The following is a 22,128-nucleotide window of genomic DNA, read 5'->3' as shown; positions in this document are numbered from 1 at the left end:
CCGGGACCATCAGCCCCGGCCGGGTTCGGCGCGTTCGCCTAGTTGCCGACCTTGTAGATGAAGCGCGAATAGTTGGGGTCGTTGACGTTGTCCTTGTCTATGATGGCAAAGCCGGTCTCGACACGGCGCGGCAGGCTGGTGACCCCGGCATGGTCGGCCACCGCGAACTGCACCGCCATGTAGCCCATGTCGAACGGCTTTTGCGCCAGCACCAGGCTGACCACGCCCTTGTTCATCAGCTCGATGGCTTCGGCGGTGGCGTCATAGGCGACGACCTGCACGTGCCCGCCGAGGCCGGCATTGACCACCGCGTTACCGGCGCCACCGGCGCTGAACACGTTGGTGCCGAACACACCGGCGAGATCGGGGTTCTGCTCGATCACCGCGGCGGTCTGCTGCGCCGCCTTGTTCTGGTCGTCGAGGTTGTAGTCGGGGCCCAGCACCTTGATGTCGGGGAACTCGTTCTTCATCACCTCGGCAAAGCCCTTCTCGCGGCCTTCGACCGACGAAACGTTGGGGTTGGTCGAGTTGATGTAGACGGTGCCCTTGCCGCCGATGGCCTTGGCGAGGCCGCGGGCCGAGATGCGACCGCCTTCGACGTTGTCGGAGCCGATATAGCTGATCGGGAACGTCACCGGACCCTTGGCGTAGTCGCCGTCGCCGAGGAAAGTGTCGACGGTGATGATCTTGATGCCGGCATCGAGCGCCGCCTGCAGCGGCGCCACCATCTGATCCTTATCGGTGGGCGCGGTGATGATGTAGTTGAGGTCACCGCGGGCCACCATGGCATCGAGGATCGGCGTCTGCGCCTCGACCCCCCAGGTCGGCGGCACCTGCGTCACCACCTCGACGCCGAGGTCCTTGGCGGCAGCTTCGACGCCCAGTTGCATGACCTGGTAGAACGGATCGACCACGCCCGGCAGGAAGCCGATCTTGATGTCGGCGGCGGAAACGGATGCACTAGAGAGTAGTAGCGTGCCCAGCAGGGCAGCAGTCATCGTCGACGCGTTGCGCATCGAAACCTCCCCTCGTTGTTATGGTCCGGCGGCTCCTTTGAACTCCTCCGCCGGATCAATGACGATAGGCCCGCGCTGCCGCATTTGTAAACTGGCCGGAAATATTCAAGCCGCGCTAGCTCAACACGATTTCTCGCTCGATCCCGATGGCCGCAAGGAAGTCGCGATCGTGGCTGACCACCAGCAGCGCACCGTCATAGGCGCTCAGCCCGGCTTCCACCGCCTCGATGGCGTGAATGTCGAGATGGTTGGTCGGTTCGTCGAGTATCAGCAGCTCCGGCGGTCTGCCGCTGCCGATGGTGCAGGCGAGCCCGGCACGCAGCATCTCGCCACCGCTCAGCTGTCCGACCGGCTTCAGCGCCGCATCGGCGCGGAACATGAAGCGGGCGAGGGCGGAGCGGGCTGTGGTCTCGCCGTCCTCGGGGTTGAGGCGCAGGTAGTTCTCGCGGATGGTCTGGCTCGGATCGAGGAGGCTCACCTCCTGGTCGAGCAGCGCATGTCGGCGCGCGATGCGGACGGCGCCGTTCAACGGGGCGAGGGCGCCAGTGATCAGGCGGAGCAAGGTGGTCTTGCCGGAGCCGTTGGGGCCGGTGATGGCGACCCGCTCAGGGCCGGTGATGGCAAAGCTCAGGTTCCGGATCACCGGGGCGTCGGGCACGGGACCGCCGGTGAGCCGGTCGAGCTGCAGGACGGTGGTGCCGTTGGCGAGCCCGCTCGGTTCGAGCTTCACTGCCATGGGCTGCAACACCTCGACCTCGGCCTTGGCGGCGGCGAGCGCCGTGCTGGCCACGGCACGGCGACGCTCGCCGAGCTTGGCTTGCTCGCCGCTGGTGTTCTCCGCATTCATCTTCATGCCGCCCAACATGATACGCGGGATATCGCCCCTTGCGGCTTTCCGCGCCCCCGCGCCATCTTTCTTGGCCTTGCGCTCGCGCATGAGCTGGGTCTTGCGGTCGAGCTCGCCGAGGGTGCGCTCTGCAGCGGCGAGGCCCTGTTCCGCGGCCGCCAGCTCGATGGCCTTGCGCTCCTGATAGAGATCCCAGTTCCCGCCGTAGCTGCGGGCGCCGATGGTGGTGAGCTCGACAATCGCGTCCATCTCGCGCAGCAGGGCGCGATCATGGCTGACCACGATGGCGCCACCGCGCCAGCGCTTCAGCAACTCCGCCACGGCGGCGCGGCCGTCGCGATCGAGGTTGTTGGTGGGCTCGTCGAGCAGCAGCATATCGGGCTGTTCGATCAGCAGGGCCGCCAGCGACAGCCGGGTGCGCTGCCCGCCACTCAGCGTGGCAGTCGGACGATCGAGGGCCAGCGGCGGCAGGCCGACATCGGCGAGGGCGGTTTCGATCTTTGCCGGCAGCAGCCAGTCGGCCTTCTCGGCGTCCTCGAGCGAGCCGGTGCCCGCCTCGAGCCGGTCGAGTCGCGCCAGTTGCTCGGTGCAGCCGAGCGCATCGGCAACGCGCGCCTCGGAGCGCTGCACCGCTTGCCGCAAGACCCCGAGGCGGCCGGATACCGCGATCTCGCCACTGGATGGCGCGAGTTCGCCGAGCAGCAGCTTCAGCAGCGTGGTCTTGCCGGTGCCGTTGCGCCCGATAAGGCCGGTGCGAACCGGGCCGAAGGAAAGATCGAGATCTGAGAAGAGGGGGACGCCACTAGGCGTCTTGTAGCTCACCGCTTTGAGCGAAATGGAACCGGGCATGGTTGGACTCCGAGTGACGGATCAGGGTGCTTTGATCGGTCATGCGGATATCCATGGGGACCTGCCGGTTGGTGCTGCGGATGCGCGGAAAATAGGGAGGATCGTCGAGATGTCAACCTTTTGGGCGGCCTTTCCGACTGAGAGACGGCCCGCTCCCGGCCTCCCCCATAAAGGGGGAGGTGAAGAGTCGAGGCTCTGTCTTTGATCGTGCCAAACGCACCAGCGGGGCACCTCCCCCTTTATGGGGGAGGATGGGAGGGGGCTGTCTGCTGCAGTCGATCGCTCTCCCTTGCCCTCCCTCCAGAACCCCGTGGCGCCCCAAGCCTCACGGCGGATCGATCGTCCGGTTGGCGGCGATGGCGGCGAACCAGTTGGGCGGCCGCTCGATCATCCGGCGCACCACCGGGCGTTCCGGGCCCTGGTGCAGCTTGCGCAACTGCTCGCCGATCACCTCGTCGGCGTGGGTGAGCCGCTGGTTATGCCGGGCATATTCGGTCCATGTCGGGCTCTTGTAGCTTTCGACCCAGACATCGGTTTCGCTGAGGTCGCGGCGCAGCACCCATTCGCGCGCCCCATCGCGCATGCGCACCCGCTTGCGGTCGGCCATGACGCGGAGGAACTCGCGCACGTCCTGCGGGCGGATCCGGTATTCGATGCTGATGACGATCGGGCCGGGGCGCGGCTCGATCGGCAGGGCGATCTGCGGCTCCTGCCAGCGGTTGGCCGGATCGAGGTCGAGCAGCACGCGCGGCGGGATCGACAGCAGCAGCCCCACGCCGGCACCGACGACCAGCGCGATGGCCGAGGCGACGAGCGCATTGCTGACGCCGAACTCCTCGCCGGCAACGCCCCACAGCCAACTGCCTGCCGCCAACCCTGCAAAGGTTGCCGTCTGGTAGAGCGACAGCGAGCGACCCACTACCCAGCGCGGGGTCGAGAGCTGGACGGTGACGTTGAACAGGGTCAGCGCCAGCACCCAGCAGGCGCCGCCGAGCAGCAGGGCGATGCCGGTCAGCCAGGGTGACGGGCTGAGCCCCGTCACTGCGGCGCAGATGGCGAAGCCGATGAAGGCGAGGCGGACGATGGCCTCGCTGGAGAACTGCTCGGCGAGGCGTGCGCTGATCAGCGCCCCGCCGACAGCGCCGAGGCCGAAGGCCCCGAGCAGCAGGCCGTAGACCAGCGGGCCACCGCCGGGAATCTGGCTTGCCACCACCGGCAGCAGCGCCAGCACCGAGCTGGCGGTGAGGCCGAAGATGAAGCTGCGGACCAGTACCTTGCCCAGCTGCGGCGACAGCGCCATGTAGCGGATGCCGGCGAACATCGCGGCGCCCACCGCCTCGCGCGGCAGGCCTGCGGGCGCGGGGGCGGGCTTCCAGCGCAACAGCACGAACAGCAGCCCCAGATAGCTCACCATGTTGACGGCGAAGGCCGCCGCGGCCCCGGCGACGGCCACGATGATGCCGCCGACCGCAGGGCCCAGGCTACGCGACAGGTTGAAGCCGATGGAGTTGAGCGCCACCGCCGAGCCGACGCTGGAGCGTGGCACCAGATCGCCCACCGAGGCCTGCCAGGAGGGGTTGTTGAGCGCCGTGCCGCAGCCGATCAGAAAGGTGAAGGTCAGCAGCAGCCATGGGGTGATCAGCCCAAGCAGCGCGCTGAGCGTCAGCAGCGCCGAGATCGCGAGCATGAAGAACTGCGCCACCAGCATCACCCGGCGGCGCGGGAAATTGTCGGCGATGGCCCCGCCGAGCAGCGAGAACAACATGATCGGCAGGGAGGTCGAAGCCTGGACAAGCGCGACGAGGTCGACCGAGTTGGTCAGCGCCGTCATCATCCAGGCGGCCCCGACGCCCTGGATCAGGGCGCCGAAGCTCGAGACGAGGTTCGCAACCCAGATGTTGCGGAAGGTTCCGTGCTGCAGCGGCTGCAGGACCGATGGTCGATCCTTGGCCATGGTTAACCCCCGATCAGCTGAGATAGCGGCGCGTCAGGTGCTCCTGGAAGTGACGCGCGTTGAGCTTTTCGCCGGTGGCGCGCTGCAGCAGGTCGGGCGTCGAGTATTTGCTCGCCTCGTTCCAGATCTTCTCCCGCCGCCAGTCATTGATCCCCACGAAGCGGCCATTGCGCATGTCCTCGCGGGCGTTGGGCTGGTCACGCTCGATGGCGCTCCACAGCTGCGCCGCGATGATGGCGCCCAGCGTGTAGCTGGGGAAATAGCCGATCGCGCCCGACGGCCAGTGTACGTCCTGCATCGGGCCATCCTTCATGTTGTCGATAGTAGAGAGCCCCAGATACTCGCGCATCTTGGCGTCCCAGGCCTCGGGCACATCCCTGGGCGCCAGCTTGCCGCTGATCAGGTCCTGTTCCAGCTCGAAGCGCAGGATGACATGCAGCGGGTAGGTGGCCTCGTCGGCGTCGACGCGGATCAGGCCGCGCTCGATGAAATGCACATGCGCCAGCACGTCCTCCAGTTCCCAGCCGGCAATCGCGGCTTCTCCGAGTTTCTCCCGGACATGCGGCATGGCCCATTCCCAGAACTCCGGCGAGCGGGCGATCTGCTTTTCGACGAACAGGCTCTGGCTTTCATGCATGGCCATGCCCCGAGCGCGGCCGACCGGCCAGTGCGTCCACTCCTTGGGCAGGCCCTGTTCGTAGAGGCCGTGCCCGGTCTCGTGCAGGATGCCCATCAGCGAAGTGAGGAACTCGCCCTCGGTATAGCGGGTGGTCATGCGGATATCGGTGGGCACGCCGCCGCAGAACGGGTGGTGCGAAACATCCAGCCGGCCGTGTTCGAAATCGAAGCCGACGGCTTCCATCATCACCAGGCCCAGCGCCTTCTGCTTTTCGATGGCGAATGGGGCGTTGAGCGGCTTCAGCGGGCGCCGCGCCAGCTTTTCCTCCTGGTGCGCCAGGGCAGCCGGGACGAAATCCTTGAGGAAGGTCTTGAGGTCATTGAGCACCGGCGCCACCTCGGCGACGCGGTTGCCTGGATCATACTGCTCCATCAGTGCGTCATAGGGGGAGAGGCCGAGCACGTCGGCGCGCAGTTGCGCTTCCTCGCGCGCCGTCGCCACCAGCCCTTCGAAGGCCGGCAGGAAGCCGGCCCAGTCGCCGCTTGGACGGAGCTCGCGCCACAACTGCTCGGCACGGATACGGGCGTTGACCTGCTTGCGGACGAAATCGGCCGACAGACAGGTCATGTTGGTGTGGACACGGCGGAACTCGCGGATGGCGAGGGTCTGCATCTCATCGAGCGGTTCGGCCTCGGCATCGCCGAGCCAATCGCCGACTTCCGGCGCGGTGGCCATCTCGTGATACATGCCGGCCAGCGTCGACATGGTCTCGGCGCGTTTCTCGCCACCGCCCACCGGCATCATCACGGCCTCGTCGACGCCCAGCATCGATTGGGCATGCTCGATGGCTTCGAGCTTGCGGCTCAGCGCATCGAGTTTGGAGAAGGCGGAATTGGGAGAGGGCATCGGGGACTCCAGCATGCGAGTGGCGAATAGTGAGTAGCGAATAGGGCAGGACGGCGAAACCCCAATCACCGGCTGCTGTTTTCGCCATTGGCTAACGAACGGGGAAGGGCGCAGCCGGGGAGACTGCGCCCTCTTGGGCGGGTTCTGTTCTGGAACCTGCCGAGGCCGACCGCACCAATGGGGGATTGCGCGGTCGACGATGGGGAAGCTCAAGCAAAGGAAAGGCGCCTCGATCAGAAGGGCATGATGGCGTCGGCGATCTGCTGGCCGTAACGCGGCTGCTGCATCTGGGTGATCTGACCGCGGCCGCCGTAGGAGATGCGGGCCTCGGCGATCTTGGACGAGGGGATGGTGTTGTCGGCGTGGATGTCCTCGGGGCGGACGATGCCGGCGACGATCAGCTCGCGCATTTCGAAGTTGACGCGTACTTCCTGGTGCCCCTCGATCACCAGGTTGCCGTTGGGCAGCACCTGCACCACAACGGCGGCAACCTGGGTGGCGAGGCTTTCCTTGCGGTTGACCGAGCCGGAACCACCATCGGCCATGTCGCCGGCAGTGGTGAGCTTGCCCGACGCCTGCACGTCGGCCAGCGGCACCTTGCCGCCGAAGATTGAGCCCAGCACGCCGCCGACGCTGCCCGAGGACGACGAGGAGCGCTCCCGGTCGGTGCTGTTCTGCATCTTGGCGCTGTCGTCGATGGTGACCATCACGGTCAGGATGTCGCCGATCTTGTGGGCGCGCTGATCCTTGAAGAAGCCGCGGGCCTCGTTCGAGAACAGCGAGTTGGGCTGGTACGAGGCGACGACCGGCTCGGGCATCGGCATCTGCACCGGGCGGTAGCCCGCCTGGGCCGTGGGGTCGGCGATGGCGGTCAGCCGAGGCTGTTCGCCGACGCTGGCGAGCTGATCCATGGTCGAGCAGCCGGCGAGCAGGGCGGTGAGCGCAAGGGCGGCGAAGAGTTTCATCGAGTTCATTTCAGTTGTCCTTTTGCTCGTCACAGCCCGGCGACCTGGAGCTTGGTGGCAGCAGTGGTGATCTCCACCGCGCCGTTGGCGGTCGCGACGCCGTTGAGGATTTTTCGCGTTACGCTGTTCATCACCTGCACCGGCTGGCCGGTGACGGCGTCGCCGAGCGACTGGCCGATCACGGTCAGCGTCATCGGGCCGGTGCGCAGCACCACGGTGACCTGGGTATTGCGACGCACCGCGAGGGGCTCGGTCACGTCGGCGGCTTTCAGCATCACCCCGGCGCGGGAATTGCGGCGGAGCTGCTTGCCGACCAGGTCATCGAGACCCTCGACACCGGACTGGTCGGCGAAATCGAGCGGCACTCGCTTCATCTCGATGTCCTGCGGCCCCAGCACTGCGCCGGCCTTCAGCGTGGCGGCGAGATGCGGAACCTCGACCAGCAGGTCGAGGCTGCCCGTGACATCTACCGGCAGCTCGATCCCGGCAATCTGGAAGCGGGCGGTAAAACCGGCGGCGCCCGGCTGGTAGCGCAAGGCGACCAGCGTCACCGGGGTTTCGACCGCCTCGGCGTTGTAGGTGAGCGCGGGATTGTCGAAGCGGGCGTGCAACTCGGCGCCGGCGGGCAGCAGGCCGCGCGCCGCGAGGTCGCCGGAGATGAGGTTGGTGAAGGTTGCGGCATCGACCACAGTGGCCCGACGCTCGACCCGCACATTCAGCAGGCCATCCTGGGTGTAATCGGTGAGGCCGGCCCTGAGCGCCGCGGCTCTGATGGCGTCGAGGCTGACGATCCCGGTGGTGCCCGGAGCCGGAGCCCGGAACAGCGCACGCTCGGCCATGAGGCCGGCGTCCTCGAACATATCGCCGACGGTGACGACGGGGTGGTTGACCGAGACCTCGGCCCGGAGCACCGGGGCGGCGAACGCGCTGGAGCCGGCGAAGATCGCGAGCAGGGCAGGGAGAATGAACTTGCGCATCTATGGCCTCCCGATCAGCGCAGCTGGCTGGCCGACTGCATCATCTCGTCGGCTCCCGAGATGACGCGGGCGTTCATCTCGTAGGCACGCTGAGCGGCGATCAGGTCGGCGATCTCGGTCACGGAGTTGACGTTGGAGCTCTCGAGATATTCCTGCAGCAGGTCGCCCATGCCATCCTGGTTGGGGGTGCCGACCTGAGCCGGACCGCTCGAGGCCGTCTCGAGGAACAGGTTGTTGCCGGCCGAAGCGAGGCCCGCCTTGTTGACGAAGCGCGCCAGCTGCAATTGCCCGACCGTCGTCGGGGTGGTGTCGTTGTCGAGGAACACCTCGACCGTGCCGTCCGGGCTGATCGATATCGAATTGGCATTGCCGGGGATGGTGATGCCGGGCTGGATCTCGTAGCCGTCGACATTGACCAGCTGCCCCTCGGGGCTGCGCTCGAACGAGCCGTCGCGGGTGTAACCGGTGCGACCGTCAGGCATCTGTACGACGAAGAACCCTTCACCGCGGATGGCGACGTCGAGTTCCTTCTCGGTGGGGGCGACAGTGCCCTGGCTCATGACGCGCGGGGTCGCGGCGGTGCGGACACCCGAGCCGATCTCGATGCCGACCGGGGCCATGGTGCCGGTCTCGGAGGTGGTGCTGCCGGCCTGGCGCTGGACCTGGTATAGCAGGTCCTGGAACTCGGCACGCGCCCGCTTGTAGCCGGTGGTGCGCATGTTCGCGATGTTGTTGGAGATGACTTCGACGTTGCGTTCCTGCGCGGCCATGCCGGTCGAAGCGATGTAGAGGGCTTTCATCTTGTCTGCTCCGATCAGCCGTTGAGGTTGCCGAGTTTCTGGATCGCGCTGCGGCGCTGGTCGTCCTGCTTGGAGATCAGCGAGGCGACGCTTTCGTAGGCGCGCTGCACACGGATCATCTCGGTCATCTCGCCGACGCCGTTGACGTTGGATTTCTCGAGGTTGCCCTGCAGCACCCGCGTACCGGTGGCGGCGACCGGGTTGCCGCCGGACCAGAGGTTGCTGCCATCGCGCTGGACGGCCTGCGGATCGGCGAACTCGACGATCGCGAGGCGGCCCTTCTGGCCGGCGCTGGAGGAGATCGAGCCGTCCTCGCCGATCGTGATGTCGGTTTCGCCGGCGGCGAACTGGATCGGGCCGCCAGTGCCGAGTACCGGGTTGCCGTCGAGATCGACCAGGGTGCCGGAGGGGTCGATGGCCAGCGAGCCGGACTTGGTGTAGCGCTCGCCGGCGGCGGTCTGCACGGAGAGGAAGCCGTCGCCCTGCAGCGCCACGTCCAGCGGGTTGTCGGTCTGGACCAGCGCGCCACCGGCCATGTCGTGGATGGTCGTCCAGTCGTCAGTGTAGCTGAGGGGCTGGTCCAGGGTCGGGAAGTCGCGATCCCGGGCGACCGGCATCAGGTATTCCTCGAACAGCAACTGCTCGGACTTGAAACCTGTCGTGTTGATGTTGGCGATGTTGTTCGCCACCACATCCATCTGCCGCTGCAAGGCGATCTGCCGCGACAATCCGATGAGCTGCGCATTTTCCATGGCGCCGAAGTCCCCGTTACGTCCCCGAACCGTCCGACCTCCCCAGGCCGTCGGGTTCGCAATTAACGTTGCAGCAACCATGCCAAGTCGAGATGCGCAGCGAAATCAATAACTTGAGGTGAATGCCGTCCGGGCAGACAATGCCGAATGGCATGACGAGTGGCAAAAACTGCCCGGCAAAATGTGCCGGGTTGAGGCAGTTCGTAACCAATCGTTAACCCTCGAGCGCTTAGCTCGATCCTGACCGGAATCGTCCGGCGGGGCAGGGGTTTGGGGCATGACGGCTGAAGCCGATATCGAGGGTGGCGATGTCGCCGCGCCCGCGAAAAAGAAGCTGCCCATCATGCTGATCGCCATGGTAGCTGCGGCAGTGGTGCTGCTTGGCGGCGGTGCGGCGGCTTACTTTCTCCTCTTTTCCGCTCCCAAGCCGGACGAGGCGCATCTCGCGGCGGTGCCCGAAACCTTCATTTTCAACCTGCCGACCATGACGGTGAACCTGCGTGGCGATGGCGAGCGCGAGCAGTTCATGAAGCTGACCGTGGCGCTCGAGGTCGCCAATGAAGAGGTGATGACCGAGATCCAGCCGCGCATGGCCAAGGTGGTCGATGCGTTCCAGGTCTACCTGCGCGAACTGCGCAAGAGCGATCTCGAGGGCTCGGCCGGCATCTACCGGCTCAAGGAAGAGCTGCGCCGCCGGGTGAACATCGCGATTTTTCCACAGCAGGTGGACTCGATCCTGTTCAAGGAAATCCTGGTGCAGTGATGGCCGGACCGGGCGACCAGGACAAACTCAGCGACGAATGGGGCCTCGACGGGGCCATGGGCGCCGCAGCTGCCTCGGCCGGCGGAGAAGACGCGCTGGGCGCAGAGTGGGCGGCCATGCTGGAGGCGGACAGCGGCGAAGCCGGCGCCGCCGACCGGGTGCTCAACCAGGACGAGATCGACAGCCTGCTCGGCTTCGACCCCAATGCGGGCGGCGGGGCCGAACTCACCGGGGTGCAGGCACTGATCAACTCGGCGCTGGTCTCCTACGAGCGCCTCCCGATGCTGGAGATCGTCTTCGATCGGCTGGTACGGCTGGCGACGACGTCGCTGCGGAATTTCACTTCCGACAATGTCGAGGTGGCGCTCGACTCGATCTCGTCGGTGCGGTTCGGCGACTATCTCAACTCCATCCCGCTGCCCGCCATTCTCTCGGTGATCAAGGCCGAGGAGTGGGAGAACTATGGCCTGCTGACCGTCGACTCGTCGCTGATCTATTCGATGATCGACGTGCTGCTGGGCGGGCGCCGCGTCGGCGGGCAGATCCGCGTCGAGGGGCGCCCCTATACCACCATCGAGATGGCGCTGGCCCGCCGCATGATCGAGGTGATCCTCGAGGACACGCACCGGGCTTTCGAGCCGGTGACCGAGGTCAATTTCCGCATCGAGCGGCTGGAGACCAACCCGCGCTTTGCCGCGATCTCACGTCCGGCCAATGCCGCCATCCTGATCGAGCTCAGGATCGAGATGGACGATCGGGGCGGCAAGATCGAAATCCTCTTGCCCTACGCGACGATCGAGCCGATCCGCGAGCAGCTGCTGCAGATGTATATGGGCGAGAAATTCGGCCGCGACCCGATCTGGGAAGGCCACCTCGCGACCGAGATCTTCGCGGCTGACGTCGAAGTCGACGCGATTCTGCATGAGATGGACCTGCCGCTGAGCCGGGTGCTGTCGATGCAGCCGGGCGATACGGTGATGTTCGATCGCACGCCGAGCGATCCGATCGGGCTGCGCTGCGGCAATGTCGATCTCACCGAAGCGATCATGGGGCATATCGGCAACCATGTGTCGGTGCGGGTGTCGCGCCCGCTCAATCCACCGAAGGTAACGATGGCGGCCTTCGAGGCCATCGATGAAGACAAACAGGAGGGCCGCTGATGTTCGGTTTGCCGCTGGGGATCGTGATCGAAACGCTGGTTGCGATTTTGCTTGCTACGACAATCGGCTATTGCGTGATCCTCAATCAGCGCCTGAAGCGCCTCCACTCCGATCGCGGCGAACTCAAGCAGATGGTTGCCGACCTGGTTCAGGCGACCGGCCTCGCCAATGCGGCGATCCAGGAGCTTAAGCACACCGCCCAGGAAGCCGAGACCGTGCTCGAGGCCCGGCTGGGCGAAGCCGAACGGTTCGGGGTCGAACTCGCCAATCACGTCAATGCCGGCCAGCAGATCATGGATCGACTGGCCCGGATCACCAGCGCAGCGCGCGGCGCGCAGCCGTTCGACGATCGGCTTGACGAGCCCAACAAGGTGCAGTCGGCGCTGCAGCAGCTCTCCATGCGGCCGCGCATCCGCGGCAACGCCGCCTGATGAAAACGCCGCGCCTGCTCCCGGTCGTCATAGCCGCCACCACTGCGCTCCTGCTGTTCAAGGGCATCGGGCTGGTGACCACCGGCGGCTATGTGCTGGTCGGCACAGGCAGCGCGGTAGCGGCGGGCGAAGGCGGGGGACACGGCGCGCCGGCCGCGGCGCCCGCGGCGGGAGTCGATCCGACCATGGCGCTGCCGCCAGACGCCACGATGGCCGATACCAGCCCGACCCTGGCCGACCAGGCGCCGGTATTGCCGCTTGGCCAGGAGGCAGGAACCGGCAGCCATGGCGCCGAGGCGTCGTCGCCCCAAGCCGGTGCAGCCGCGGCGCCAGAACAGGGGATCCAGCAGGTCGCCGAGCCTGCCGCCACGGCCTGCGCCCCGGCGGCGGCTGCGAGCCCCGAGGCCGGGCACGGCGCAGCATCCGCCGAAGCCGCCGCGGTCGGAGGTCTCGGCTGCCCACCGGCGGTCAGCGCGCAGGGCGACGCCCTGCCGATGGAGGTGAACAGCGCGGGTGTGCTGGCGCCGATCGACGGCAACGGGGGCAGCGAGGCTGAACTGCTCGACCGGCTCGGCGAGCGCCGCGACGCGCTCGATGCGCGCGAGAAGGAACTGGAGATGCGGATGGCGCTGGTGGAGGCCGCTGAAAAGCGGCTCGACGAGCGCACGGCGACGTTGAAGGCGATCGAAACGAAGATCAACGCTCTGGTCGACGAGAGGAAATCCGCCGAAAAAGAGCAGTTCGCCGGGATCGTCGCAATGTACGAGACGATGAAACCCAAGGAAGCCGCGACCATTTTCAACCAGCTCGACCTGCCGGTGCTGATGCGGGTGGCGCAGGCCATGAACCCGCGCAAGATGGCGCCGATCCTGGCCAAGATGGACCCGCTGAAGGCCAAGTCATTGACCTCGGGCCTGGCCGCCGAAGAGGCAGAACCGGCGCTCGATGCACCGGTGGAGGATCTTGCCAGCCTGCCTCAGATCGTCGGGCAATAGCACCGCTCGAACGCGCATTTGCGCGCTGTTTCGCTGGGTCCGGGTTAGGCCCCCGTTAAGCCCGCCTGCCTATGCTCGTTGCACCAGAAGAGTGTAGGGCGGGCAGAAGCCGGCATGACATTGCGGGTCGAATATCGGCGAGGGGCGTTCGCGTTCCCGTGGCGCCTGGTTGCTTTGGCGTTGCTGATCGCCTGCAGCCTGTGGCCCCATCTCGCGCTGGCCCAGGACAAGGCCCAGATCATTGCGACGCCCGAGCAGGGCTTTGGGCGTCTGGTGATCGCGTTTCCCGAGCGGATGGACCTGCCCAAGTACAAGGTGAAATACGATAACGGCGTGCTGGCCATCGAGTTCGAGCAGCCGATCTCGATCCTCTTGCCCGACATCGCATTGGCCATGCCCGACTATGCGACCATCGCCCGGGTCGATCCCGACCGGCGCGGCATCCGCATCGGGCTCAGGACCACATTCAACATCAATCGGATGGATGCGGGCGAGAAGCTCTATATCGACCTGCTGCCGACGAGCTGGGTCGGTCTGCCGCCGGCGTTGCCGCCCGAGGTGGTGCAGGCGCTTGCCGACCGCTCGGAGAAGCTGGCCAAGCTCGCCGAGCAGAAGCGCAAGGAGGAGGAGGCAAAGCGCCTGCAGCCGGTGGCCAGCGTGCGGGTCGGTCGTAACCCGACATTCCTGCGCATCCAGTTCGACTGGAATGTTGACGCCAAGGCGGAGTTCTCGCTGAAGGGCGCCAAGGCGACGCTGGGCTTCGACTGGCCCGTGCCGATCGATCTTTATGCGCTGAAGGCCGACATGCCGCCGGAGTTCAAGGGCGCCAGCAATTCCGTCAGCCCGGCCGGCTCGGCGGTCAATTTCACCGTCGCCGAGGGCGTCGTGCCGCGCTTCTACGAGCTGTCGCCGCGGCAATTCGTGGTCGATGTCGATATCGCACCGGAGGAAGGCCTGAAGGCGGCTCTGGCTGCCGAAGCCAAGGCCAAGCAGGCGCGCATGGACCTCGAGGTCGCTGCCGCCGAGCAGGAGCAGCGCCTTGCGGCGAGGCTCGGCCTCGAAACCGGCGGCGACGATGCGAAGGAACTCTATCCGACGAGCCGCGGCGCGGTGACCCCGACGGTGACGACGGTCGGCAAGACGGTTCGCATCGCGTTTCCGTTCGACGCCGATACTCCGGCGGCGGTGTTCCGTCGTGGCGATACCGTCTGGATGGTGTTCGATACCCCGCAGACGATCGTGGCGCCGCCACCATCCGACGCGCTGGCCAGTATCGCCAGCAACTTCGAGTTGGTAGCGTCAGGTGAGACCAAGGTGGTCCGCATGGACCTGTCGGCCGATCGGCTGGCGACGCTCGGGTCCGAGGGGCGGGCCTGGGTGCTGTCGCTGGGCGATGCATTGCTGACCGCGACCGAGCCGATGACCCTGAACCGCGAACGCGACGAGGACGGGCGTTACGAGGTGACGGCCGATATCGAACGGCCGGGGCACGTCCACGTGCTGCACGATCCTGTCGTCGGCGACACGTTGCGGGTGGTCACCATGATGCCGCCGGCGCGGGGGCTCACCCGCAACCTGCAGTTCGTTGATTTCGATGCGTTGCGCTCGGCGCACGGTCTCATCATCAAGCCGCGCAACGACGAGCTCGATGTCGCGATCGAAGACAAGGTGGCGGTGATTTCGGCCGCCTCCGGATTGACCCTCTCGGCGCTCGAGACCTCGCGCAAGCTCGATGCCGGCAATTCGCCGGAGTTCCGCCAGAGCTACCTCGACCTGGGCGTGTGGCGGGAGGACAACCCGGCCAGCTTCACCAGCCGGCGGGAAGAGACGATGGCGCGGGCCGCGGCGGCGGAAGGGCAGGCGCGCGACACGGCGCGGCTCGACCTGGCGCAGCTCTATGTCGCGAACGATCTCTCTTACGAAGCCATCGGCGTGCTCAGCGTGCTCGATGCCGAACTCAAGAACGAGGACCTGCGCAAGAAGACCCGGTTGGTGCGCGCCGTCGCCGATACGCTGGCCGGGCGCTGGCGGGACGCGCTGCCGACCCTCAACGGTGGGACGTTCCCCGAGGAGAGCGACGCGCTGATGTGGCGCGCCATCGCCCGCACCGACGGGGGCGATTTTCGCGGCGCGCGGCTCGACGCCATTGCCGCCGAGGGCGTCGTCGCGACCTATCCGACCTGGATCCGGACCCGGTTCCTGTTCGCGGCGCTCCGCGCCGCGGTGGAAACCAGCGACGCGCCGATGGCGCTGCGGCTGCTGGGCGAAGTGGATTTCCCCAAGCTCGATCCGGAGCAGGTCAGCTACTTCCAGTTGATGCAGGGGCGCGTCGCCGAGCTTGGTGGGCAGGATCAGGATGCCATCGACAGTTACGGTCAGGTGATCGCCTACGATGTCCGGCCGACGCGGGCGGAGGCCGTCTATCGCACGCTGCTGTTGCTGCGCAAGCAGGGCAAGATCGACCTCGCCAAGGCCACCGATACGCTCTCGGCCGAGGCACTGATGTGGCGCGGCACGGCGCTGGAAGCCGACATGCAGAAGCTGTTGGCCGAGCTCTATTTCGCCAACCACGACTACCGCGATGGGTTCGACGCGGTGAAGCAGGCCGCGGCGAGCTTTCCCGAGAGCGAGTCCACCGACGCGTTGCTCACCGAGGCCCAGGCCACGTTCGAGGATCTCTATCTCAATGGTGCGGCCGACACGCTGAGCGACCTCGATGCCCTGGCGCTCTACTACGATTTCCGTCAGCTGACGCCGCCCGGGACACGCGGCGACGAGATGATCCGCAACCTGGCGCGCCGCCTGGTGAAGGTCGATCTGCTGACCCAGGCCGCGGACCTGCTCGAATACCAGATCGACAGCCGCCTTACCGGCGTGGCCCAATCGCAGGTGGCGGCGGACCTGGCGCTGATCCGCATCGCCGACCGCAACCCCGAAGGCGCGCTGCGGGTGCTGAACCGGACCCGGCTGGCCGACCTGCCGCCGCAGCTCGAACGACGGCGGCGCGTGCTCGAGGCCCGGGCGCTGATCGATGCCGGGCGGCAGGAACTGGCGCTCGACCTCATCTCCAAGCTGAACGGCAAGGATGCGGACATCCTGCGCGTCGATGGCTACTGGAAGTCCAAGAACTACGCCATGGCGTCGGAACTGCTGGAGGTGCTCAACACGCCGACCGGCGGCGCGACCAAGCTGTCGCAGCCGGCCCGGATGAGCGTGGTCAAGGCGGCGGTCGGCTTCGTGCTGGCCGGCGACGCGCTGGGGCTGTCGCGTATCCGCTCGAAATTCTCCGATCAGATGGCGAACTCGGCCGAGTGGCCGCTGTTCGAATACGTGACCCGCGACATCGCCCCGCAATCGCTCGAGTTCCGCAAGGTGGCGCGCGAAGTCGCCAGCGCGGATTCCCTCGATGCGTTCATCGCATCGTACCGCGAGCTCTACGGCAGCGCCGACATGGTGCCGGACAAGTCGGAGCCGGGGGCGGCCTAACAATTTGCGACAGGGTGATTGGGTGCAGAACTTGGCCCCCACTCGATGTCATCCCTGCGAAAGCAGGGACCCAACTCTCCCCTTGCGCCAGCCGATTGTCGGGTCCCTGCTTTCGCAGGGATGACGTCCGGTGGGCCGGTGAGGTGGTGGGTAAATTCGCGTCGCTCAGCTCGACGGCCAACCCATCCGAGTATGCCTAAGTACCGACGAAACTTCGGATCAGCGAGCCGGCGACCAGGTGCCAGCCGTCGACCAGGACGAAGAAGATCAGCTTGAAAGGCAGCGAGATCACCACCGGCGGCAGCATCATCATGCCCATCGACATCAGCACCGACGCCACCACCATGTCGATGATGACGAAGGGCAGGAACAGCAGGAAGCCGATCTCGAAGGCGCGGCGCAGCTCCGAGATGATGAAGGCCGGGATCAGCACCTGCAGCGGGATCGCGGTACGATCGGCGGGCGGCGGAGTCGACGACATGTCGAAGAACAGCTGCAGGTCGGCGGGTCGGACATTGGCGGCCATGAAGTCATGCACCGGCCCGGACGCCCGGGTGAAGGCTTCCTCGATCTGGATCTGGCCCGCGATCAGCGGGGCGATGCCGTTGTCGTAGCTCTGCTGCAGGGTAGGGCCCATGACGAACAGGGTCAGGAACAGCGCCAGGCTGACCATCACCGAGTTGGGCGGCGCGGTCTGCAGCCCGATTGCGGTGCGCAGCAGCGACAGCACGACGACGATGCGGGTGAAGCTCGTCACCATGACGAGGATCGAGGGCGCCAGCGAGAGCAGGGTGATCAGCCCGACCAGCTGAACCGCCCGCTCGGTGATCGTCGCGTCGTTGCCGAAATCGATCGAGATGTCCTGGCCGAAGGCGAGCCCGGGCAGGATCAGCGCAAGCAGAAGGGCGACGAGAGTAAGGCCCCGCCGGACGGCCGGCCGGCTAGTGCGTGTCCGCCTTGGGTTCGTCCCCGAGATTGCGTTGAGCGCCAAGCGCAGCCCGCCCGTTATCCTTGCCTGCGGGCGTTGTAGCTGAGTCGGCTTTGTCGCGGCCGGAGTTATCCCCAGTCATCGCCGGCATCGGGATCACCGCGGGCTCCATGCTGCTCACCGGACGGAGCAGGCCGGTGTGGCGGAGCGACGGCGACTTGCGGACGCCGGGCCGGACGAACTCGCGCAGCCGGTCGATCTCGGACTTGCTGAGCGTGGGGGTGGCGGGTGGTGGAACTTCCTGCTCGACGCTGCGGCGGCTCGGCATGGGCGGGCGCTCCACCGGGATGCCCGTTTCGACGATGACATCCTGCGGGCCGCCGGTGAGGATCAGGTGCTCGACATTGTCGCGCCGGATGATCAGCAGTTGGCGCCTGGCGTCGACCTGCATGTGGTCGATGACGCTGAGCCGGCGATTGCGACCGCGGCCGACCACCGCAGTGCCGCGGGTCAGCCACTTCAGCGCCCACAGGCCGAGGACGATCAGCACCAGGACAATGCCCAGCGCGAGCACGGAGGTGACGATGGTTCCCGCCGACTCGCCCAGCAGACTGGTCATGAACTGCATCGCCGCGCACTCCGTTGACGCTCGGGGTGGCCATCCGAACGCAAATCAGTGGAACTTCTTGCCCAGTAATGCGCTCAGATTGTGCAAAATGCGAGACAACTCGGCGTCAGAACGCCCATGGTTAATGTCTCGTTAACGCTTGCTAGGCAGGATTTGCCCAGTTCCCCGGGGGATTCTGGACCTGCCATGAAACTAGGGCTGCTCGACGCCATCAGCGAGAAAATGCGCTGGCACCAGGCCCGGCAAACGCTGCTGGCCGAGAATGTCGCCAATGCCGACACGCCCGGATATCGGGGGCGCGACCTCAAGGCCTATGGCTTCGAGGAGCACATGAAGAGCCTGTCGACTGCCAAGACCGCGACGGTGACGACGCAGCCGGGGCACATCGCCATCTCCGGCACCGTTGCGGACGGGTTCGGCGCGCGCTCGATGAACAGCTTCGAGATCACCCCCGAGGGCAACGGCGTCACGCTCGAAGACGAGATGATGAAGGTGGCCGGCAACCAGATGGACTACCAGGCGATCACGGCGCTCTACACCCGTTCGGTCAAGCTGATCAAAACCGCTCTCGGCAAGCAGGCATAGCGATGAACGACTTTCTCTCATCCCTGAAGATCGCGGCCACCGGCCTGCACGCGCAGTCGGCCCGCATGCGGGTGATCGCCGAGAATCTCGCCAATGCGGATTCGGCCGGCAAGACCCCTGGGGAGGACCCGTATCGGCGCAAGATCCCGACTTTCAAGGCGGTGATGGACAACGAACTGGGGGCGACGAAGGTCGAGATCGGCCGCATCGCCTACGACCAATCCGACTTCACCTCGCGCTACGAGCCCGGGCACCCGGCGGCCGACGCCACCGGCTATGTCCGCTACCCCAACGTCAACTCGCTGATCGAGACGATGGACATGCGCGAGGCGCAGCGCAGTTACGAGGCCAACCTCAACGTCGTCACCGTCACCCGGCAGATGCTGGGTTCCACCCTCGATATCCTGCGCGGCTGACGCGCTTTCTCTGGCTCCAGGATCCGCTCATGGCTCTCCCGATCAATGCCGCTACCGCTGCTTATTCGAATGCCGCCAAGCTGCTGGGGCAGGCGCCCAAGCCGCAGCTCAACCAGGTCGCCGATCTCGGCGGCGGGCAAGACTTCGCCAAGCTGCTCGGCCAGGCCGTGCAAGGCGTGGTCGACAGCGGCAAGGTGGCCGACACCAAGGCGATGGACATGGTCAACGGGCGCGGCGACATGGTCGACGTGGTGACCGCCATCAGCCAGACCGAGCTCGCCATGGACACCATGGTGACGGTCCGCGACCGGGTGATCTCCGCCTATGAGGAAATCATGCGGATGCCGATCTGAGGGCAGGGCGACTCGCGATAGCTTGCGGATAGCAGGTCCGCGCTCATGAACCATTCTCACCCACGCACCGATGTCATCCCAGCGAAAGCCGGGACCCATCTTTCCGCCCGCGCTGGAGGCGAGTTGGGTCCCAGCTTTCGCTGGGATGACACCGGGTATGGGGCTGGAGCAGTGGTCGGCAACGAGGCCGCGCCATGACCGGCGCTGCGGTCCTCGATCTCGCCCGTGAGGGTATCTGGGTGATGATCCTCGTCGCGGCGCCGATGATGATCGTCGGGCTGGTGGTTGGCGTGGTCATCGCGCTGTTCCAGGCGCTGACGCAGATCCAGGAAATGACCCTGGTGTTCGTTCCCAAGATTCTCGCGATCTTCATCACCATGCTGCTGGCCCTGCCGTTCATGGGCGCCATCCTCGGCGGCTACATGACCAGGATTGCCGACATGATCATCTCCGGCGGCTGACGATGATCTCGCTCAACTGGCTGCCCGAGACCGCCTATTTCTACGTGCTGATCTTTGCCCGCGTCGGCGCCATGCTGATGCTGATCCCGGCGCTGGGCGAGACCAGCATCCCGGCGCGGATGCGGCTGAGCTTCGCGCTGGCCTTTGCCGCGGTGCTCTATCCGATCGTCTCGCCGCAGTTGCCGGCACTGCCAGCCAACCTGCCCGAGATCGTCGTGGTGCTGCTGCACGAGGTGGTGATCGGGCTGATCCTCGGCGCCATCGCCAGGCTGGCAGTATCCGGCACGCAGACCGCCGGCGCCATCATCGCCTCGTCTTCCGGGCTCTCGGTGGCGCAGGCGGCCGACCCGACCAATGGCGGGGTACAGGGGGCGCTGATCGGCGCCTTCCTCAGCTTTCTGGGCATCGCGCTGATCTTTGCCACCGACCTGCATCATGTGGCGCTGTCGGCGATCCACGACAGCTACATGATCTTCACCCCCAAAGAGCCGCTGATGTTCGGCGACGCCGCCCAGACGGTGGTCGATACCGTGGCCGGCGCCTTCGTCATCGGGGTGCAGATGTCGGCGCCGTTCATCGTGTTCGGGCTGGTGTTCAACCTGGGCATGGGCATCCTCAGCCGGCTGATGCCGCAGTTGCAGGTGTTCTTCATCGCCATGCCGGCTACGGTCGGCGTCGGGCTGATCCTCATGGCGCTGCTGCTGACCATGATGATGGGGCTCTACCTCACGCATTTCGAAGGCGTGCTCGCCATGCTGCGCGGCGTTCGCTGATGCGCGTCGCGATCCTCCAGACGCGTTCGAGGCGCCTTGGCTCCCTGTTTTTGCGCATGTCTTTGTCCCGAAGCCGGGAGACATGCGGTAGATGAGCGACGAGGCCCCCGAAGAGTCATCGAAAACCGAAGACCCTTCGGAAAAGAAGCTCCGCGACGCCCATGAGAAGGGCAACGTGGCCAAGAGCCAGGAGGTCAATACCTGGTTCATCCTGTCGGGCTCGGCGCTGGTGTTCGCCATGATGGCAGGGCCGACCAGCGCCAGCCTCGTCGAACAGCTCAAGGTGCTGCTCGGCAATGCCGAGAAGTTCGAGGTCGGCAGCCAGGCGCTGACGGCGTTCTGGAGCAATCTGGCCGGTTCGATCCTGATGGTGGCGGTGCTGCCGTCGATCGTCCTCGCCGCATTCGGCATCGCGGCCAACCTGGTGCAGCACCGTCCGCTGCTGTCGCTCGAGCCGATCAAGCCGAAATTCTCCAAGATAAACCCGATCGAGGGCGCCAAGCGCCTGTTTTCGACCGAGGCCCTGGTCAACTTCGCCAAGGGATTGATCAAGCTCGCGGTGGTTTCGGCGGTGCTGTGGTTTGTACTGGCGCCCAAGATCGACAGCCTCGAGATGATGATCCAGCTCGAGCCGGCGATGATCGCCGCCGAGTTCATGGACCTGAGCCTCAACATCTTCGGGGCGGTGCTGGCAGTGGTCACCATCGTCGCCATCGCCGACTATGTCTACCAGCGCAACCGCTGGTGGAACCGGCTGAAGATGACGGTTCAGGAAACCCGCGACGAGTACAAGCAGCAGGAAGGCGATCCGAAGGTCAAAGGCCGTATCCGGCAGGTGCGCATGGAGCGCAGCCGCAAGCGCATGATGGCGGCCGTGCCCGAGGCGACGGTGGTGATCACCAACCCGACGCACTTCGCCGTGGCGCTCAGATACGATCGCGACATGGCAGCGCCGCAATGCGTCGCCAAAGGCGCCGATGCCATCGCGTTCCGCATCCGCGAGCTCGCCAAGGAGCACAAGGTCCCGATCGTCGAGAACCCACCGCTGGCCCGGGCGCTCTTTGCCAGCGTCGATGTCGACGACACCATCCCCACCGAACACTTCAAGGCGGTTGCCGAAGTCATCGGCTTCGTGATGCGGTTGAAGCAGACGCGTGGGTGGGCGGCGGAGTAGGGCTCTCGCCCTTCCAAGCCCCGCGAAAGGCAGTGATGCCCACCGGCGTCATCCCCGCGAATGCGGGGATCTCCGTTTGCGATGGTGCCGCAGGCCAGAAAACATAGGTTCCCGCTTTCGCGGGAATGACGCCGGTGGTAGCCGGCTCGACTGGTGATCGGTCCGGGTGTGCTCCTCCCCCACAAATCCGCCCCACGCGACGGGGATAACGCCATTGCGGCTACCCAACCGACTTGTGGCTTTGCTAGACCTTGAGAAGGCCGATTCGGCGTGACTTTTCCCCGGGGCAC

The 22,128-nt window shown here is 66.1% G+C and carries 21 protein-coding genes; 11 read left to right on the top strand and 10 right to left on the bottom strand.

From position 1 onward, the window contains the following. Positions 1-38 precede the first annotated feature (38 nt). From APS40_RS23795 to flgF, 8 genes are all read right to left on the bottom strand, one after another. Complete coding sequence (locus APS40_RS23795) at positions 39-1,016, bottom strand: ABC transporter substrate-binding protein (RefSeq protein WP_055049402.1); 978 nt, start codon at positions 1,014-1,016, stop codon at positions 39-41. A gap of 115 nt (positions 1,017-1,131) precedes the next feature. After that, entirely contained in the window at positions 1,132-2,712 is a 1,581-nt protein-coding gene (locus tag APS40_RS23790; RefSeq protein ID WP_055049401.1) for an ABC-F family ATP-binding cassette domain-containing protein, read from the bottom strand. Between the two features lie 325 nt (positions 2,713-3,037). Then, positions 3,038-4,666, bottom strand: coding sequence for an MFS transporter (locus APS40_RS23785; protein WP_055049400.1), 1,629 nt, complete (start codon positions 4,664-4,666; stop codon positions 3,038-3,040). A gap of 13 nt (positions 4,667-4,679) precedes the next feature. Next, a complete protein-coding gene (locus tag APS40_RS23780; protein ID WP_055049399.1) occupies positions 4,680-6,191 on the bottom strand; it encodes a carboxypeptidase M32 in 1,512 nt (503 codons plus the stop codon). Between the two features lie 233 nt (positions 6,192-6,424). Beyond that, on the bottom strand, positions 6,425-7,165 hold the full coding sequence (gene flgH, locus APS40_RS23775) for a flagellar basal body L-ring protein FlgH (protein ID WP_055049398.1): 741 nt from the start codon (positions 7,163-7,165) through the stop codon (positions 6,425-6,427). Between the two features lie 20 nt (positions 7,166-7,185). Then, entirely contained in the window at positions 7,186-8,133 is a 948-nt protein-coding gene (gene flgA / locus APS40_RS23770; RefSeq protein ID WP_055049397.1) for a flagellar basal body P-ring formation chaperone FlgA, read from the bottom strand. A 14-nt stretch (positions 8,134-8,147) separates the two neighbouring features. Beyond that, the gene (gene flgG / locus APS40_RS23765; protein ID WP_055049396.1) at positions 8,148-8,933 is read right to left on the bottom strand and encodes a flagellar basal-body rod protein FlgG; all 786 of its coding nucleotides are present in this window, start codon (positions 8,931-8,933) and stop codon (positions 8,148-8,150) included. A gap of 14 nt (positions 8,934-8,947) precedes the next feature. Beyond that, entirely contained in the window at positions 8,948-9,685 is a 738-nt protein-coding gene (flgF, locus tag APS40_RS23760) for a flagellar basal-body rod protein FlgF (protein WP_055049395.1), read from the bottom strand. A 277-nt stretch (positions 9,686-9,962) separates the two neighbouring features. On the opposite strand from flgF, the gene APS40_RS23755 reads away from it, so the two are divergent. The 5 genes from APS40_RS23755 to APS40_RS23735 all read left to right on the top strand — a co-directional run bounded on the left by APS40_RS23755 (position 9,963) and on the right by APS40_RS23735 (position 16,520). Continuing rightward, positions 9,963-10,448: a flagellar basal body-associated FliL family protein gene (locus APS40_RS23755; RefSeq protein WP_055049394.1), complete on the top strand. Its 486-nt coding sequence runs from the start codon at positions 9,963-9,965 to the stop codon at positions 10,446-10,448. Next, complete coding sequence (gene fliM / locus APS40_RS23750; protein WP_055049393.1) at positions 10,448-11,608, top strand: flagellar motor switch protein FliM; 1,161 nt, start codon at positions 10,448-10,450, stop codon at positions 11,606-11,608. The genes APS40_RS23755 and fliM overlap by 1 nt, the downstream gene beginning before the upstream one ends. Beyond that, complete coding sequence (locus tag APS40_RS23745) at positions 11,608-12,039, top strand: DUF6468 domain-containing protein (protein ID WP_055049392.1); 432 nt, start codon at positions 11,608-11,610, stop codon at positions 12,037-12,039. Before fliM ends, APS40_RS23745 begins: the two co-directional genes overlap by 1 nt. After that, positions 12,039-13,034, top strand: coding sequence for a MotE family protein (locus APS40_RS23740; RefSeq protein WP_055049391.1), 996 nt, complete (start codon positions 12,039-12,041; stop codon positions 13,032-13,034). Before APS40_RS23745 ends, APS40_RS23740 begins: the two co-directional genes overlap by 1 nt. A gap of 114 nt (positions 13,035-13,148) precedes the next feature. Further along, positions 13,149-16,520: a hypothetical protein gene (locus APS40_RS23735; RefSeq protein WP_055049390.1), complete on the top strand. Its 3,372-nt coding sequence runs from the start codon at positions 13,149-13,151 to the stop codon at positions 16,518-16,520. A gap of 196 nt (positions 16,521-16,716) precedes the next feature. Here APS40_RS23735 and fliP read toward each other — a convergent pair whose 3' ends face one another. Both fliP and APS40_RS23725 read right to left on the bottom strand, forming a co-directional pair. Then, complete coding sequence (fliP, locus tag APS40_RS23730) at positions 16,717-17,496, bottom strand: flagellar type III secretion system pore protein FliP (RefSeq protein ID WP_156343137.1); 780 nt, start codon at positions 17,494-17,496, stop codon at positions 16,717-16,719. Then, the gene (locus APS40_RS23725; RefSeq protein ID WP_055049389.1) at positions 17,462-18,076 is read right to left on the bottom strand and encodes a flagellar biosynthetic protein FliO; all 615 of its coding nucleotides are present in this window, start codon (positions 18,074-18,076) and stop codon (positions 17,462-17,464) included. The genes fliP and APS40_RS23725 overlap by 35 nt, the downstream gene beginning before the upstream one ends. A 186-nt stretch (positions 18,077-18,262) precedes the next feature. Here APS40_RS23725 and flgB point away from each other — a divergent pair, with 186 nt between their 5' ends. The 6 genes from flgB (at position 18,263) to flhB (ending at position 21,838) form a co-directional block, all read left to right on the top strand. Next, positions 18,263-18,661 carry a flagellar basal body rod protein FlgB gene (gene flgB, locus APS40_RS23720; RefSeq protein ID WP_055049388.1) on the top strand — a complete coding sequence of 133 codons (399 nt, stop codon included), beginning with the start codon at positions 18,263-18,265 and terminating at the stop codon, positions 18,659-18,661. Between the two features lie 2 nt (positions 18,662-18,663). Beyond that, a complete protein-coding gene (gene flgC, locus APS40_RS23715) occupies positions 18,664-19,077 on the top strand; it encodes a flagellar basal body rod protein FlgC (RefSeq protein ID WP_055049387.1) in 414 nt (137 codons plus the stop codon). A 29-nt stretch (positions 19,078-19,106) separates the two neighbouring features. Further along, on the top strand, positions 19,107-19,430 hold the full coding sequence (fliE, locus tag APS40_RS23710) for a flagellar hook-basal body complex protein FliE (RefSeq protein WP_055049386.1): 324 nt from the start codon (positions 19,107-19,109) through the stop codon (positions 19,428-19,430). 194 nt (positions 19,431-19,624) lie between these two features. Then, positions 19,625-19,891: a flagellar biosynthesis protein FliQ gene (gene fliQ, locus APS40_RS23705; RefSeq protein ID WP_055049385.1), complete on the top strand. Its 267-nt coding sequence runs from the start codon at positions 19,625-19,627 to the stop codon at positions 19,889-19,891. Positions 19,892-19,893: 2 nt separating this feature from the next. Beyond that, a complete protein-coding gene (fliR, locus tag APS40_RS23700) occupies positions 19,894-20,664 on the top strand; it encodes a flagellar biosynthetic protein FliR (RefSeq protein WP_236884169.1) in 771 nt (256 codons plus the stop codon). A gap of 91 nt (positions 20,665-20,755) precedes the next feature. Beyond that, positions 20,756-21,838, top strand: coding sequence for a flagellar biosynthesis protein FlhB (gene flhB, locus APS40_RS23695; protein ID WP_055049384.1), 1,083 nt, complete (start codon positions 20,756-20,758; stop codon positions 21,836-21,838). Positions 21,839-22,128 lie beyond the last annotated feature (290 nt).

Origin of the sequence: Devosia sp. A16, from assembly GCF_001402915.1 — a bacterium.
In the GTDB taxonomy this organism is placed as follows: domain Bacteria; phylum Pseudomonadota; class Alphaproteobacteria; order Rhizobiales; family Devosiaceae; genus Devosia_A.
The sequence above is the reverse complement of the archived record's forward strand: the minus strand, read 5'-3'. Positions and strand labels throughout refer to the sequence as shown.

Coding starts and splice junctions, on each gene's coding strand:
- APS40_RS23795 (WP_055049402.1), bottom strand. CDS start 1,016: ATGCGCAACGCGTCGACGATGACTGCTGCCCTGCTGGGCACGCTACTA.
- APS40_RS23790 (WP_055049401.1), bottom strand. CDS start 2,712: ATGCCCGGTTCCATTTCGCTCAAAGCGGTGAGCTACAAGACGCCTAGT.
- APS40_RS23785 (WP_055049400.1), bottom strand. CDS start 4,666: ATGGCCAAGGATCGACCATCGGTCCTGCAGCCGCTGCAGCACGGAACC.
- APS40_RS23780 (WP_055049399.1), bottom strand. CDS start 6,191: ATGCCCTCTCCCAATTCCGCCTTCTCCAAACTCGATGCGCTGAGCCGC.
- flgH (WP_055049398.1), bottom strand. CDS start 7,165: ATGAACTCGATGAAACTCTTCGCCGCCCTTGCGCTCACCGCCCTGCTC.
- flgA (WP_055049397.1), bottom strand. CDS start 8,133: ATGCGCAAGTTCATTCTCCCTGCCCTGCTCGCGATCTTCGCCGGCTCC.
- flgG (WP_055049396.1), bottom strand. CDS start 8,933: ATGAAAGCCCTCTACATCGCTTCGACCGGCATGGCCGCGCAGGAACGC.
- flgF (WP_055049395.1), bottom strand. CDS start 9,685: ATGGAAAATGCGCAGCTCATCGGATTGTCGCGGCAGATCGCCTTGCAG.
- APS40_RS23755 (WP_055049394.1), top strand. CDS start 9,963: ATGACGGCTGAAGCCGATATCGAGGGTGGCGATGTCGCCGCGCCCGCG.
- fliM (WP_055049393.1), top strand. CDS start 10,448: ATGGCCGGACCGGGCGACCAGGACAAACTCAGCGACGAATGGGGCCTC.
- APS40_RS23745 (WP_055049392.1), top strand. CDS start 11,608: ATGTTCGGTTTGCCGCTGGGGATCGTGATCGAAACGCTGGTTGCGATT.
- APS40_RS23740 (WP_055049391.1), top strand. CDS start 12,039: ATGAAAACGCCGCGCCTGCTCCCGGTCGTCATAGCCGCCACCACTGCG.
- APS40_RS23735 (WP_055049390.1), top strand. CDS start 13,149: ATGACATTGCGGGTCGAATATCGGCGAGGGGCGTTCGCGTTCCCGTGG.
- APS40_RS23725 (WP_055049389.1), bottom strand. CDS start 18,076: ATGCAGTTCATGACCAGTCTGCTGGGCGAGTCGGCGGGAACCATCGTC.
- flgB (WP_055049388.1), top strand. CDS start 18,263: ATGAAACTAGGGCTGCTCGACGCCATCAGCGAGAAAATGCGCTGGCAC.
- flgC (WP_055049387.1), top strand. CDS start 18,664: ATGAACGACTTTCTCTCATCCCTGAAGATCGCGGCCACCGGCCTGCAC.
- fliE (WP_055049386.1), top strand. CDS start 19,107: ATGGCTCTCCCGATCAATGCCGCTACCGCTGCTTATTCGAATGCCGCC.
- fliQ (WP_055049385.1), top strand. CDS start 19,625: ATGACCGGCGCTGCGGTCCTCGATCTCGCCCGTGAGGGTATCTGGGTG.
- fliR (WP_236884169.1), top strand. CDS start 19,894: ATGATCTCGCTCAACTGGCTGCCCGAGACCGCCTATTTCTACGTGCTG.
- flhB (WP_055049384.1), top strand. CDS start 20,756: ATGAGCGACGAGGCCCCCGAAGAGTCATCGAAAACCGAAGACCCTTCG.